The 15,987-nt window shown below is 76.1% G+C and carries 3 protein-coding genes; all 3 read left to right on the forward strand.

What is annotated here, in order from left to right; all coding sequences use genetic code 11:
• Window positions 1-28: 28 nt before the first annotated feature.
• The 3 genes from MTP10_RS29880 to MTP10_RS29890 all read left to right on the forward strand — a co-directional run bounded on the left by MTP10_RS29880 (window position 29) and on the right by MTP10_RS29890 (window position 15,978).
• The gene (locus MTP10_RS29880) at window positions 29-5,161 is read left to right on the forward strand and encodes a polyketide synthase (protein WP_310713270.1); all 5,133 of its coding nucleotides are present in this window, start codon (window positions 29-31) and stop codon (window positions 5,159-5,161) included.
• 74 nt (window positions 5,162-5,235) lie between these two features.
• Complete coding sequence (locus tag MTP10_RS29885; RefSeq protein WP_310713272.1) at window positions 5,236-15,048, forward strand: SDR family NAD(P)-dependent oxidoreductase; 9,813 nt, start codon at window positions 5,236-5,238, stop codon at window positions 15,046-15,048.
• Between the two features lie 84 nt (window positions 15,049-15,132).
• Entirely contained in the window at window positions 15,133-15,978 is an 846-nt protein-coding gene (locus MTP10_RS29890) for an FAD-dependent oxidoreductase (protein ID WP_310713274.1), read from the forward strand.
• Window positions 15,979-15,987: the final 9 nt, after the last annotated feature.

A 15,987-nucleotide genomic window follows, 5' to 3' on the forward strand; every position in this document is an offset into this window, starting at 1 on the left:
GAAGCCCACGACCGGAAAGGCTCGCCCGATGGGGACCGAGGACAAGCTCCGCGCCTACCTCAAGCGCGCCACCGTCGAACTCGCCCAGGCCCGCCACCGCCTCACCGAGGCCGAGGAGCGCCGCCACGAACCCATCGCCGTCATCGGCATGGCCTGCCGCTACCCCGGCGGTGACACGGTCGAGGACTTCTGGCGCCTCCTGCGCGACAGCAGGAACGTCGTCCGCGAGGTGCCGCCCTCCCGCTGGGACGTCGACGACTACTACGACCCCGAGCCGGGCGTGCCGGGCGCCATGTACACCAGGTACGGGGCATGGCTGGACGACGTCTCGGGGTGGGACGCCGAGTTCTTCGGCCTGTCGCCGCGCGAGGCGCTCCGCATGGACCCGCACCAGCGGCTGCTGCTGGAGCTGGCCTGGGAGGGCCTGGAGAACTCCGGCATCTCGCCGTCCCGGCTGGCGGGCAGCCGCACCGGCGTGATGGTCGGCTACATGGACACCCTCCAGTACGGCCGGCTGCAGATGGAGCGGCAGGGTCCCGACGCCGTCTCGGACCCGTACCTGGGGCAGGGCGCGGTGTCGAGCGTGGCGGCCGGGCGGATCGCCTACCAGCTCGACCTGATCGGCCCCACGATGACGATCGACACGGCCTGCTCCTCGTCGCTCATCGCGGTCCACCTGGCCATGGAGAGCCTGCGCAGAGGCGAGTGCGACCTCGCCATCGCGGCGGGCGCGTCGCTGACCCTGCACCCCACCACGTTCGTGCAGGCGTGCGCGGGCCTGATGATGAGCGCCGACGGGCGGTGCAAGACGTTCGACGAGGGGGCCGACGGCTACGTCATGGGCGAGGGCGGCGGCCTGGTCGTGCTGGAGCCGCTGTCGAAGGCGCTCGCCAACGGCCGCCGCGTCCGCGCCGTCCTGCGCGGCTCGGCGGTCAACCAGGACGGCCGCAGCAACGGGCTGACCGCGCCCAGCCGCCGCGCGCAGGCCGACGTCATCGGCCGGGCGCTCGCGGCGGCCCGCGTCGCCCCCGACGACATCGACTACGTCGAGGCGCACGGCTCCGGCACCCACCTCGGCGACGCCATCGAGCTGTCCGCCCTGCACGACGTCTTCGGCGGACGCGGACCCGACCGGCCGCTCCGGGTCGGCGCCGTCAAGACCAACATCGGTCACACCCAGGCCGCCGCGGGCATCGCCGGCCTCATCAAGACGGCACTCATCCTGGAGAACGGGCTCATCCCGCCGAACCTCCACCTGACCACCCCGGCGACGGCCATCCCCGAGGACGGCAGCGTCCGGCCGGTCGACGATGCCGTGCCGCTGCCCCGCCAGGACCGGCCCCGGCTCGCGGGCGTCAGCTCCTTCGGCCTGTCGGGCACGAACGCCCACGTGATCGTGGAGGCGGCCCCGGACCCCGCCACGCCCGACCCGGCGGTCCCGGCCGGCGCCGGACCGGTCTCCGCGTACGTGCTGCCGGTGTCGGCGGCCGGTCAGGAGGCGCTGCGCGAGCAGGCCGACCGGCTCGCCACGTGGCTCGGCGAGCGTCCCGGGACGCCGCTCGCCGACCTCGCCCGCACCCTCCAGGCCGGGCGCGCCGAGCTGGACCACCGCCGCGCCGTCCTCTGCTCCGACCCCGGCGACGCGGTGGAGCGCCTGCGCGCCATCGCCCGTCCGGAGGGCCGTCAGGACGGCGGGCACCGGGTGAAGGGCCGCCCGCGGGTCGCGTTCCTCCTCCAGGGGGTCGGCGACCAGTACGCGGGCCTGGGCAGGGAGCTGTACGCCAGGGAGCCCGTGTACGCCCAGGCCGTGGACACCTGCGTCGAGCTGGTGTCCCGGCGCTCCGGCGTGGACCTGCGCCCCCTGTTCTTCCCCGAGGGCGACACCGGCCCCGCGCCCGCGGGCGACGACCTGGCCGCCCTGCTCGGCCGCCGCCCCGCGCCCGGCGACACGTCCACCGGGCACGACCCGCTGGACCAGGCCGCCATCGCCCACCCGTTCCTGTTCACCGTCGAGTACGCGCTGGCCAGGCTGCTCCAGCACTGGGGCGTCACCCCGGACGTGCTCGTCGGCTACAGTTTCGGCGAGTACGTGGCCGCCTGCCTGGCCGGCGTCTTCACCCTGGAGGACGCGCTGCACGTGGTCGTCGAGCGCGCCCACCTGATCAGCGCGGTGCCCGCCGGCCGCATGGTCGCGGTCGCCGCCCCGGAGGAGCGCGTCACCGCCGCGCTGACCGGCGCGGGGATCGAGGTGGACGTCGCGGCCCGCAACGGCCCCGCGATGACCGTGCTCAGCGGCCTGCCCGCCGACATCGAGGCCGCCACGGCCGCGCTGACGGGAGCCGGCATCGCGTGCCGCCCGCTGCGCTCGGCCCACGCCTTCCACTCGGCGCTGCTCCAGCCCGCCCGCGAGAAGCTCGCCGCGGTGCTGGAGTCGGTGCCGCGCCGGGCGCCCGCCGTCACCATCGTCTCCAACCTCACCGGCCGGCCGCTCACCGCCGAGCAGGCCACCAGCACCTCGTACTGGGCCGACCAGCTCGTCGGCACGGTCCGTTTCGCGGACGGCGTGCGGCACTGCGTGGGGCAGGACGTGGCGGCGTTCGTGGAGCTCGGGCCGGGGCAGACCCTCGGCGGTCTGGTACGGCAGAACCTCACCGGCGGGCCGGCCCCGGCCGTCCTCGGCACGCTGCCGCCCCGCTGGACCGCGGGGGAGCGCCGCGACGCGCACCAGGAGCTGCTGGCCGCCTGTGCCGCGCTGTGGGAGCTGGGCGTGCCCGTCGCCTGGGACCTCACCCGGCCCGGCGACGGCCAGGTGCTCGGCCTGCCGACGTACCCGTTCCAGCGCACCCGCTTCTGGCCGGACGCCGACCCGGACCTCGGCTCCGGCTTCGGCCCCGACCTCAGGCCCCGCCGCGCTTCCGGGGCCGGTATCGGGCCGCGCCGACCGGACGGGGCCGGCTCCACCGCGGCCGCCGTCGGACCGCGCCGGCCGGACGGCGCCGGTGCCCCCGAGGCGGCGGGCGCGATCCCGGCCGGCGAGCCGGACGGGGACTTCGTGTTCGTCCCGGCCTGGCGGCAGGACCCGGCCCGCGCGCCGCTTCCGGGGTCCGTGCGGCTGCCCGGCCCGCTCGTGGTCTTCGCCGACCCCGGCGGCGCCGGCACCGCCCTGGCCGACCTGGCCGAGGCGGCGGGAACGCCCGTCGTCGAGGTGGTCGCCGCCCCGCCCGGCTCCGGAACGACCGGGCCGCGACGAGAAGGGCGCCGCCTGACCATCGACCCGGCCGTGCCCGAACACCACGCCGAGGTCTTCACCGGTCTCGGCGACGGACCCGTGCACGTGGCGTACCTGTGGGGACTCGGCGACGGCTCCGCCCCCTCTGACGCCTCCGAGGCGGCTCCGGCGGCGTTCGCCGGGGACGCGGAGCTGCGCGCCGCGGTCGAGCACGGTTTCACCGGGCTCCTCCTGGCCGTCCAGGCACTCGGCGACCTGCCCGCCCGCCAGGGCGTACGGCTGCTGACCGTCACCAGCGGCGCCACCGAGATCGTCGGCCGGGACGCGCCGGCTCCCCACCAGGCGCTCGCCCACGGGCTCGGCCGCGCGGTGCGGCACGAGTACCCGGGCCTGACCTGGAGCGGCGTCGACCTCGACCCGGAGTCCGGCGGCCGGGTAACGGCACGGCCGCCCCACGAGCCCGCCACCGGGCCGGTCTCCGGACCGACGACCGGGCCGACGACCGAACCGACGACCGGGCCGATGTCCGGGCTGATGACCGGACCGATGTCCGAGCCGGCCACCGTGCTGCTGGCGGAGCTGACGGCCGCGCCGCCCGACGGCGCCGACCCCGACGCCCGCGACGCGCTCACGGGATGGCGGCGCGGCCGCCGCTGGATCCGCGCATGGGCCCAGGTCCCGGACAACACGGCCGAAGCCGTGTGGCGGCCCGACGGCGCCTACCTCATCACCGGTGGCACGCGCGGACTCGGCATGGCGCTCGCCAAGCACCTCGTCCGCGCCGGCGTGCGCCGCCTCGCCCTCGTCGGCCGCACCCCCATCCCCACGGACACCGCGCCCGGCACCCCCACGCGAGCCGCGACCGGCGAGACCGACGCGCGGGTGGCCGCGACCCTCCGGGACGTGGCCGAGCTGAAGGCCGCCGGGGCCGAGGTGCTGCTGCTCGCCGCCGACACCGGCGTCCCCGACCAGTTGCGCGACGCCCTGCGACGGGCCCGCGAGCGGTTCGGCCGGCTGCACGGCGTCGTCCACGCCGCCGGCCTCCCCGCGGGCGGCCTGACCCAGCGCCGCACGGTCGCCGACGCCACCGCGGTGCTCGCCCCCAAGGTCCTCGCCATGGGCCCGCTCGCCGAGCTGGTCGGCGGGGGCACACCCGCCGCCGAGCGGCCCGAGCTGCTGGTCCTCTACTCCTCCGCCGTCACGGCGTTCGGCGGCATCGGCGAGGCCGACTACTGCGCCGCCAACACCGTCCTCGACGCGTACGGCCAGGCGCTGGCCGCCACCGCCCCCTCGACCAGGGTCGTGTCGGTGGCCTGGGGTCCGTGGCGGCACGACGTGTGGCAGGCCGAGGGGCTGAAGACGACCGGCGGCCTGGCCGAGCGGGTGGCCGCCTACCGCGACGCCCACGGCTTCCCCGACGAGGCCGGGTGCGCGCTGCTCGACCGCATCCTGGCCGGCGGCCACGGCGGCGTCATGGCCGTACGGCAGCCGCTGCGCGAGGTCCTGAACGCCTGGTCGAGCATGCTCGACCTGGACGACCTCGTCGGCGCGGCGGTGGCGGCCGGGCCGAAGGGGGAGCGGTTCCCGCGCCCCGGGCTGCGCGCCGACTACGCGCCGCCCCGGACCGACGCCGAGGCCCGGATGGCCGATCTGTGGGGCGCGTACCTCGGCATCGACGGCGTCGGCGTCCACGACCCGTTCTTCGACCTCGGCGGCAACTCCCTGGTCGGCATGGCCATGGTGCTCGCCATCGAGAAGGAGCTCGGCCGGCCGGTGCCGCCCGCGCTGCTGTTCGAGCACGCGACCGTCGCGGAGTTCACGGCGGCGCTCGGAGCGGCGGAGGACGGCGGCGCGACCGGCCAGGAGGCGCTGGCCGGCAGTTCGGCACGGGGGGAACGGCGGCGCAGGGCCCGTTCCGGCAAACGGAGATGAGCGCGGGAGGCGAGCCCGTGGACCAGCGGCCCCCGACGCGGCCCGACAGCAGGCCCGACACGAGGACGGTAGACGTGATCGACGACATCGACGAGATCGACGGCGAAGGCTCCGGGACCGACATCGCGATCGTCGGCATGTCCGGGCGCTTCCCCGGGGCGTCCGACGTGGCCGAGCTGTGGTCCGCGATCCGGTCCGGCGCGTCCGGCGTCACCCGGTTCACCGACGCGGAGCTGCGCGCCGCCGGGGTCCCGGAGGAGCTGATCACCGACCCCTCGTACGTGAAGGCGAGCCCGGTGATCGACGGCGTCGAGCTGTTCGACGCGGGCTTCTTCGGGATCGGCCCGAAGGAGGCGCAGATCCTCGACCCGCAGCACCGGCTGTTCCTGGAGCACGGGTGGACCGCGCTGGAGGACGCCGGCTGCGATCCGACGAGGTTCGACGGGGCCATCGGCGTGTTCGGCGGGTGCGCGCACAGCTCGTACATGCAGAACAACCTGCTGCCGAGCGGCGTCGGCGCCGTCATGGGCGACCTCGCGGTCGGGCTGGCCAACGACAAGGACTCCCTCACCACCCGCGTCGCGCACACGCTCGGGCTGTCCGGCCCCAGCTACGGCGTGCAGAGCTACTGCTCCACGTCGCTGGTCGCGGTGTGCGCCGCCGCCACCAGCCTGGCGGCCTTCGAGTGCGACCTGGCCCTGGCCGGCGGCGTCGCGGTGAACGTTCCGCACCGCGTCGGCTACCTCTACCAGCAGGGCGGCATCGCCCCGCCCGACGGCGAGTGCCGCGCGTTCGACGCGGCCGGGATGGGCGCGCCCCTCGGCAGCGGCGTCGGCGTGGTCGCGCTGCGGCGGCTGGAGGACGCGCTCGCCGACGGCGACCAGATCTACGCCGTGCTGCGCGGCTGGGCGGTCAACAACGACGCCGGCCGCAAGGCCGGTTTCACCGCCCCCGGCGTGCAGGGGCAGGCCGCGGTCATGGCGGAGGCCCTGGCGAGCGCCGGGCTGACGCCCGCCGACATCGACTACGTCGAGGCGCACGGCACCGGCACCGCCCTGGGCGACGCGGCCGAGCTGGCGGCGCTGCAGCAGGTGTTCCAGGACGAGTCGGTGCTCATCGGCTCCGTCAAGACGAACCTCGGCCACCTCGACCGCGCCGCCGGCGTCACCAACCTCATCAAGGTCGCCCTCTCCCTGCGCCACGACGAGATCCCGCCCACCATCAACCTGACCGACCCCAACCCGCAGCTCGCCTCCGGCCAGGCCCGGCTGGAGATCGTCACCGGGCTGCGCGGCTGGCCGCGCGAGGCGGGCCGGACCCGCCGCGCCGGGGTCAGCGCGTTCGGGATCGGCGGCACCAACGCGCACGTCGTGGTCGAGGAGGCCCCGCTCGTGCCGCGCACCGAGGAGCCGCCCCGCCCCGAGCTGCTCGTCTGGTCCGCCCGTACGGCCGGCGCCGCCGAGGCGATGACCGAACGCCTGGCGGGACACCTGGCCGGACATCCGGCCGGACATCCGGCTGGACATCCGGCGGAGACGGAACGCCCGGCTGGGCAGGCGGCCGATCCGGCCGGCGACGGCTCCGGTCACCGGCTGGCCGACGTCGCCCACACCCTCCAGACCGGGCGGCAGGTCTTCGCCCACCGCCGGATGGTGGTGGCCTCGACCGCGGCCGAGGCCGCCGAGAAGATCCGGTCCGGGGCCGCGCTCGGCCGCGCCGAGAACCGCGCGGACCGGCCCGTCGCCTTCCTCATCGCCGGCACCGGCGAGCAGTACCCGGGGATGGCCGCCGAGCTGTACGAGACCGAGCCGGTGTTCCGCGCGGCGCTCGACAGGTGCCGCGCCGAGCTGCGCCGGCGGACGGGCGGCGACGACCCGCTCGCCGAGATGATCGGGCCGCGGCGGGACGGCGAGGGGGACGCGCTCGGCCGGCTGCTCGGCCGCGCCTCCGCTCCCGCCGCGGCGCCCCCCACCCGGGTGCTCCAGCCCGCGCTGTTCGCCGTCGAGTACGCGCTGGCCCGGCTCGTCCAGTCGTGGGGCGTCGAGCCCGCCGCCCTGGCCGGCTACAGCCTCGGCGAGTACGTCGCGGCCTGCCTGGCCGGGGTGATGTCCCTGGAGTCGGCCATCGCGCTGGTCGCCCACCGGGCGAGCCTCATCGACGAGCTGCCGCCGGGCGAGATGTGCGCGGTGCCGCTGGCCGCCGCGGACCTGCGCGAGCGCCTGGCCGGCGTCGCCGGTGTGGACGTCGCCGCGATCAGCGGCCCCCAGCTGACCGTGCTGGCGGGCGAGCCCGCGGCGATGGCCGCGGCCAGGGCGCTGCTGGCGGCCGACGGGGGGCCCTGCCGGCCGCTGGCCACGAGCCACGCCTTCCACTCCGGGATGATGGAGCCGCTGCGCGAGCGGCTGACCGCCTGGATCGCCGAGAACGTCCCCCTCCACGCGCCCCGCATCCCGTTGGTCTCCGATGTCACCGGCGAGCTCGCCACCGCCGCCCAGCTCACCGACCCGGCGTACTGGGCCGAGCACATGTGCTCGCCCGTCCAGTTCGACGGCGTGCTGAGCACGCTGCTGCGCCTGGACGGCGACACGGCGCTGCTGGAGATCGGGCCGGGGCAGTCGCTGGGCGCGATGACGCGCGGCCACCGCGACTGCCCGCCGGACCGCTGGCCGCTGGTCGTGGCCACGCTTCCCGGGGCGGACGACCCGCGCCCGGCCGGCGAGGTGCTGGCGGAGGCGGCGGGGCGGCTGTGGCTGGCCGGGGTGCCGATCGACTGGTCCGGCTACCGGCAGGACCGGCCGGTGGCCAAGGTCGGGCTGCCGACGTACCCGTTCCAGCGCGAGCGCTACTGGATCGACCCGCCGTCCGCCCAGGTGACGCGGGGAACGGCCTCGACCGGCACCGCGCCCCAGACCGCCTCGAACGGGTCCGCCTCTTCCAGCGCCCCTCTCAACGGAGCCGCCCCCCTCAACGGGATCGCCTCTCCCAACGGAGCCGCCCCCCTCAACGGGGCCGCCTCTCCCAACGGGGGCGCCTCCCTGAACGCGGGCTCCTCTCTCAATGGAGCCGCATCCCTCAACGGAGCGGGCCGTAAGAGCGGGCCCTCCCCGGCGGATGCGCCGGCCGATGCGGGGCGGCCGCACGTGGAGCTGCTCGTCCCGGGCTGGACCCACGCGGTTGCCCCCGCGATCGGGGCCGCCGAGCCGGGCGTCCGGGTGGGCCGGTGCGTTCTCGTGGCAGGCCGTACGGACGGAGAAGCCGCCGAGGCGCTGGGCCGGTCACTGCGCGCCCACGGCGTCGACGTCGTCACGGTCGCCGAGCCGGACGACCTCGCCGCGCTCACCCGGGGGTCGGACGCCGCCGCCCCGGCCACGGTCGTGGACCTCCGCCTCCTGGACGCCGTGCGCGAGCCCGCCTCCGCGCATGAGAGCGTCTCTGCCGGGATCGGGGACGCGCTCGTGCCCGTGGCGGGGCTGCTGGCGGCTCTCGGTGAGGAGGGCGGTGACGGGACCCGCGTCCTGCTGGTCACGCGCGGCGGGCAGGCGGTGGCCGACGGGGAGGTGCCCGACGCCGCCCAGGCCGCCGCGGCCACCCTGCCGATGGTCGCCAACCAGGAGTACCTCAACCTCGACTGCTCCGCCGTGGACCTCGACCCCGGCGCCGGCCCCCAGGCCGTGGCGGACGCGCTGACCGGCGAGATCCTGGCCCCGGCGGGCGAGGTCTTCGTCGCCTACCGCGCCGGCGCCCGTCTCCTCCGCACCTTCACCCCCACCGACGACTCCCCGACCGGCGACTCCGCGACCGACTCCGTGTCCGGCGACTCCGTGTCCGGCGGCGGGGCCGCTGTGCGGGCGGGAGGGACGTACCTGATCACTGGTGGGCTGGGCGACGTCGGGCTGCTGCTCGCCGGGCACCTCGCCCGCGCCGGCGCCTCGCGCCTCGTCCTCACCAGCCGCGGCGGCCTCCCCGCCGAGGCCGGCGACCCGCGCCGGCAGGCGGTGGAGAGCCTGCGCGCCCTGGGCGCCGAGGTGCTCACCCCCGCCGTGGACGTCACGGACGCCACCGCCATGCGCGCCGTGCTCGCCGGCCTCCTCACCGAAACAGCCGCCGGCGACCCGGGCGAGCAGGGCGTCCCGGGCGGGCCCGGCCGGGCCGGTCCCGCCGCCGGTGGGAGGCGGCGGCTCGACGGGGTGGTGCATGCCGCGGCCGAGACGCGGGCCGACGGGTTCCGGCCGTTGCGTGACCTCGACGCCGAGGCCGTGGGCCGCCACTTCGCCGCCAAGGTGACCGGCGCGCTCGTCCTGGAGGAGGTGCTCGGCGAGCTCCCGGCCGGCCTCGCGCCCCGGTTCTGCCTCGTGTTCTCGTCCACCTCCGCCGTCCTCGGCGGCATCACCTTCGGCAGCTACGCCGCCGCCAACGCCGCCCTCGCCGCGCTCGCCCACCGGGGCCACGCCGCGCATCTCGCCGGCCGTACCCCGACCCGGTGGGCGGCCGCGAGCTGGGACACCTGGGCCGTCACGCTCGACCGGCTGGAAGGCGGCATGGGCGCGGCGATGGCCGCCCACTCGATGAGCGCCGCGGAGTCGCTGGCGGCGTTCGACCGGCTGACGGCCGCCACCCGTCCCGGGCTGGTGGTCGCGGCGGGCGGGCTCGCCGACCGGCTGCCCCGGTCCGTGCCCGCGGCGACGGCCCTGCTCGCGGCGGTCGCGCCGGACGGCTCAGCCGGTGCAGCCGGCGCAGAGGGGCTGTCCGGCGGGGCGGGGGACCGGTTTCCGCGCCCCGAGCTTCCCCAGCCGTACAGCCCGCCGCAGTCGGCGGCCGAGCGCGGCCTCGCGGAGCTCTGGTCCGAGGTGCTGGGCGTCGAGCCGGTCGGGACCCGGGACAACTTCTTCGACCTGGGCGGCAACTCGCTGGTGGCGTTGCAGATGCTCTCCCTGGTGAAGCAGCGGTTCGGGGTCGCGGTGCCGACGGTGGCGCTGTTCGAGGCGCCCACGGTCGGCACGCTGGCCGTCATCCTCGACGAGCGCGGCGCCACGGCCACACCCGAGCCCCAGCCTCGCGAAGCGCAGGAGCGCGTGCGGGTCGTGGGGGAGCGGGCCAAGACGACCGCCACCGACGACGACCGGCGGATCGCGATCGTCGGCATGGCCGGCCGCTTCCCCGGCGCCGCCGACGTCGCCACGTTCTGGCGGAACCTCAACGACGGCGTCGAGTCCATCAGCTTCTTCTCCGAGGAGGAGCTGCTGGCCGCCGGCGCCGACCCCGAGCAGATCAAGGACCCCGCGTACGTGCCGGCCAGGCCCGTCCTGGACGACGTGAGCGGGTTCGACGCGGCGTTCTTCGGCATGAGCCCCCGCATGGCGGCCATCACCGACCCGCAGCAGCGCGCCTTCCTCGAAGTGTGTTGGGAGGCCCTCGAACAGGGCGGTTACGCGGCTCCGGAGCACCGGGGCCGGGTGGGCGTGTTCGGCGGCGCCAACATCAGCACGTACCTGCTCAGGATGGCCGACCACCTGCTCGGCGGCGGCCAGAAGGAGTTCAGCGGGTTCGAGGTGATCATGGGCAACGACAAGGACGCCCTGACCACGACCGTGTCGTACCTGTTCGACCTGTACGGGCCGAGTGTCGCGGTGCAGACGTTCTGCTCCACGTCGCTGGTGGCCGCGCACCTGGCCGTGCAGAGCCTGCGGGCCGGCGACTGCGAGCTGGCGCTGGCGGGCGGCGTGTCGATCCGCGTCCCCGACCGGGTCGGCCACCTGTACGGGCCCGGCGGCCAGGAGTCGCCCGACGGCCACGTGCGGGCGTTCGACGCCGGGGCCAAGGGCAGCATGTTCGGCGACGGGGCCGCCGCGGTGCTGCTGAAGCGGCTGCCCGACGCGATCCGCGACGGCGACCACATCTGGGCCGTCATCCGCGGCTCGGCCATGAACAACGACGGCGCGCTCAAGGTCGGCTACACGGCGCCCAGCGTCGTCGGCCAGTCCCGGGTGATCGCCGACGCGATGGCCGACGCGGGCGTCACCGGCGAGGACATCAGCTACGTGGAGGCGCACGGCACCGCCACCGAGCTGGGCGACCCCATCGAGGTGGCCGCGCTGACCCGGGCGTTCGGTACGACGCGGGAGCGGCGGTACTGCCCGATCGGGTCGGTCAAGACCAACGTCGGCCACCTCGACCGGGCCGCCGGGGCGAGCGGGCTCATCAAGACGTCGCTCGCGGCGCACCACGGGGTCATCCCGGCGAGCCTGCACTACACCAGCCCCAACCCGGAGATCGACTTCGACGGCAGCCCCTTCTACGTCAACGCCGAGCTTTCCCCGTGGCGCACCCGTGACGGCCGGCCGCGCATCGCGGGACTCAACTCCCTGGGAATGGGCGGCACGAACGTGCACATGGTGATCGAGGAGCCCCCCGCCCGCGACGAGGCCCCCGGGCCGGGCCGCCGGTACCAGGTGGTGACGGTCTCGGCCCGTACGGCCGACGCGGCGGACGAGGCGTGCCGGCGGCTCGGCGGGCACCTCGCCGACGGGCCGGGCCCGCGGCTGGCCGACGTCGCGTACACGCTCCAGGTGGGACGCAAGACGTTCGAGCACCGCAGGGCGATCGTCGCCGGTGACCTCGCGGCCGCCGCCGCGGCGCTGGACGGGCGGCGCGCGGACGACCTGCTGGGCCGCGTCGAGACCGTGCGGGGCAGGCAGGTCGCGTTCCTGTTCGGGGGCGTCGGCGAGCAGTACCCGGGCCTGGCGGGTGACCTCTACCGGCACGAGCCGGTGTTCCGCGCCGAGCTGGACGAGTGCCTGCGCCACCTGGGCGAGGCGCTGGACGGCGTCGTGGACCCCGCCGAGCTCGCCGACCTGCTGACCGGGGAACGCGGCGAGGCCGCCGGCCTGGCCGCCCTCCTCGGCAGGAGGGAGCCCGGCGAGGGCGGGCGGGAGGCGGCGCTGCGGCGGACCGAGGTGGTGCAGCCCGCGCTGTTCGCCGTCGAGTACGCCCTCGCGCGCACGCTCATGGCCTGGGGTCTCCAGCCCCGGCTCATGCTCGGCTACAGCCTCGGCGAGTACGTCGCCGCGTGCCTGGCCGGCGTGCTGTCCCTGCCCGACGCCGTCGCCCTGGTCGCGCACCGGGCCCGGCTCATCGCCCGGATGCCGGCCGGCTCCATGCTCGCCGTCTCGCTGCCCGCCGACCGGCTGCGCCGCCGGTTCCGGCTGGAGGAGCGGGGGCTCGACGTGGCCGCCGTGAACGGCCCGCAGGTCACCGTCGTCGCCGGCCCGGCCGAGGACGTCGACCGGCTGGCGGAGGAGCTGCGCGCCGCGGCGGTGCCGTGCCGCCCGCTGGAGACCACCCACGCCTTCCACTCCCGCATGCTGGAGCCCCTGGCCGACGAGCTCACCCAGTGGGTCAAGGCCAACATCCGGCTCAACCCCCCGGCCCTGCCGTACGTGTCGAACCTGACCGGCGCCGTGGCGGACGCCGAGCTGGTGCGCGACCCCGGCTACTGGGCGCGGCACATGTGCGGCACGGTCCGGTTCGCCGACGGGATCGGCACGCTGCTGGCCGACCCGGGCCTGGCCGTGGTGGAGATCGGGCCGGGGCAGTCCCTGGGCGCGATGGTGCGCGGCGCGGGCTGCCCGCCCGAGCGGTGGCCGCTCGTCACGCACACGCTGCCCGCCGCGAGCGACGCCCGGCCCGGTGACGAGGTGCTGGCCGGCTGCCTGGCGCGGCTGTGGCTGTGCGGCGTCACCCTCGACTGGAACGCCTACCACGGCCGGACCGGCGACCCGGGCGAGTCACGCCCTGGCCTGCCGGGGCGGGTGCCGCTGCCGACGTATCCGTTCCAGCGCCAGCGCTACTGGATCGACCCGCCCGCGACGCGCAGGCAGGCCGCCGAGTCCGCCGCGGACGTGCCCGCCGACCTGTTCGAGGCCATCACGAGCCTGCCCAAGCTGCCCGAGGAGCAGTGGCTGTACCTGCCGGTGTGGCGGCAGACCGCGCCCCCGGCGGCGGCCGAGCGCCGGCCGGACTCGTGGCTGGTGTTCGCCGGGGACGACGGGGTCGCCGGGGAGGCCGTGGCCGCGCTGCGCGCCGCCGTCGCCGCCACGGGCGCGCCCGTCACGCTGGTACGGCCGGGCGACGCCTACGCCGCCACCGGCGACGGCTACACGATCCGGCCGGGCGACGTGACCGACACGCTGGCCCTGCTCCGCGACCTGCGCCTCACCGGCCGCCCCCTCGACCGCGTCGTCCACCTCTGGACCCTGGACGCCGATGGCACGCAGGGCTCCGGGAAGGACGCCGTGGACCTCGGGCTGCGGACGCTCGTGGCGCTCGCCCGCGCCGCCGGGGAGTCCGGCATCGGCGCCTGGTCGCTGGACGTGGCCGTGGCCGGGACGCAGCCGGTGCTCGGCGAGGAGGTGGCCGACCCGTACGGCGCGACGCTGCTCGGCCCGTGCGCGGTGATCCCGCTGGAGTACCCCGGCGTGACCACCCGCCTGGTGGACCTGCCCGCCGAGCCCGGGGCGCGGGACCTGACCGCCCTGACGGCCGAGCTGGCCCGGCCGCAGACCGACCGGACCGTGGCGCTGCGCCGGGGCCGCCGCTGGGTGCCCGGCTACGACCCCCTCCCGGCTCCGCCCGTCAAGGAGCAGGCGGCGCTGCGCGAAGGCGGCGTGTACCTGGTCACCGGCGGCCTGGGCGGCATCGCGCTGGGCCTGGCCGAGCACCTGGTCCGCGAGTGCCGGGGCAGGCTGGTCCTGCTGGCCCGGCACGGCCTGCCGCCGCGCGCCGACTGGCCCGGCGTCCTGTCGGGGGACATCGCCGCCGGCGAGGTCACCCGCAGGCGCGTCGCCGCCGTCGCCGGGCTGGAGGCGCTGGGCGGCGAGGTCGAGGTCGTCACCGGCGACGTCGCCCGCCCGGAGGACGTGCGCCGGGCCGTGGACACGGCCGTGGCCCGGTTCGGCGCCTTGCACGGCGTCCTCCACGCGGCCGGCGTCCCCGCCATGGGGCTCATGCAGTTCAAGCGTCCCGAGGAGCTGGACGAGGTGCTGGCGCCCAAGGTGGCCGGCACGCTGGCGCTGGCCGAGGCGCTGCGCCTGGGCGGGCCGGACGAGGTCGAGCTGGACTTCCTCGTGCTGTTCTCCTCGATCACCTCGGCCACGGGCGGGGGCCCCGGGCAGGTCGACTACTGCGCCGCCAACGCCTTCCTCGACGCCTACGCGCACCGGCTCGCCGCGACGGGCCGCCGCGTGGTGTCCGTCGGCTGGGGCGAGTGGACGTGGAACGCCTGGGAGGCCGGGCTGGCCGGGTACGAGGAGGCGCTGCGCGACTTCTTCCGGCAGAACCGGGCCCGCGTCGGCATCGCGTTCGACGACGGCTGGCGCTCGCTGCTGCGGGCCCTGGCCACCGGCGAGCCGCGGGTCGTCGTCTCCACCCAGGACTTCCCGACGCTGGTGCGCGGCAGCGCGGAGTTCACCGTGGACGTGGTGACCTCCCCGGCGATGGGCGGCGCGAGCGGCGAGCGGCACCCGAGGCCCGAGCTGCTCACCGCCTACCAGGAGCCGGACGGCCACGCCGAGGAGACCATCGCGGCCATCTGGGGCGAGTCGCTGCGCCTGGACCGGGTGGGGGTGCTGGACAACTTCTTCGAGCTCGGCGGCAACTCGCTGCTCGGCGTCGCCATCGTGGCCGCCGTGCGGCGCGCGTTCGAGCTGGACGAGCTGCCGCCGCACGTCCTGTACGAGGCGCCGACCGTGGCCGCGCTCAGCCGGACCGTCGAGGCGCTGGCCTCGGGGGCGGCCCCGGTGCTGGCCGGCTCGGGCGGCGGCAGCCAGGTACGCGCCCAGCTCCGCCGTTCGGGCCTGGAGGCGTCGGCGGCGCGCAGGCGAGGACGGTGACGACATTCCTCCGACAAGACCGGCAACTCCCCCGAGAAGACCGACAAGGGATGAGAGACCAACGATGAGCGGAACGGAGCGGACATGACCGTTATCGGCGTGATAGGCGCTGGCGTCATGGGAGTCGGGGTCGCCCAGAACCTCGCCCAGACGGGACACGACGTGGTGCTGGTCGACAAGGACGAGCAGATCCTGGCGGACGCGCTGGCCACCATCGCCCGCAACACCCGGATGAGCCGGCTCATGGGCGGACCCGCCCTGGACCCGGACGATGTCCTGTCCAGGATCTCCACGTCCGTCGGCGTCGCGGGCGCGGCCAAGGCGGACGTGGTCATCGAGAACGTGACCGAGAACTGGGACGTCAAGCGGGAGGTGTACGAGGCGCTGGACCGCGAGTGCGGCCCGGACACCGTGTTCGTCGTCAACACCTCCGCCATCCCCATCACCAAGGTGGGCGCCGTCACCGGGCGGCCCGACAAGGTGATCGGCGTCCACTTCATGAACCCCGTCCCGGCCAAGCCGGCCGTGGAGCTGATCCCCGGCTTCCACACCTCGCCGGAGACGATCCAGCGCACCCGGGACCTGCTGAGCGCCATGGGCAAGAAGGCCGTGGACGTCAAGGACTCCTGCGGCTTCATCTCCAACCGGGTGCTGATGCTCACCGTCAACGAGGCCGCCTACCTCGTGCACGAGGGCGTGGCCGACGCCGAGTCGGTGGACGAGGTCTTCCGGAGCTGCTTCGGCCACCCGATGGGACCGCTGGAGACCGCCGACCTGATCGGCGTCGACACGATCCTCTACAGCGTCGAGGTGCTCTACGAGCACTACGCCGACAGCAAGTACCGCCCCTGCCCGCTGCTCAAGCAGATGACCGACGCCGGGCTGCACGGCCGCAAGTCCGGCCGCGGCTTCTACACCTACGCCCAGTAACGACTGAAG

The organism is Nonomuraea sp. 3-1Str (assembly GCF_031570565.1).
Classification (GTDB): Bacteria; Actinomycetota; Actinomycetes; order Streptosporangiales; family Streptosporangiaceae; genus Nonomuraea.

Excerpts from the sequence above, each read along its gene's own strand:
- MTP10_RS29880 (WP_310713270.1), top strand. The coding sequence starts at position 29 with ATGGGGACCGAGGACAAGCTCCGCGCCTACCTCAAGCGCGCCACCGTC.
- MTP10_RS29890 (WP_310713274.1), top strand. The coding sequence starts at position 15,133 with ATGACCGTTATCGGCGTGATAGGCGCTGGCGTCATGGGAGTCGGGGTC.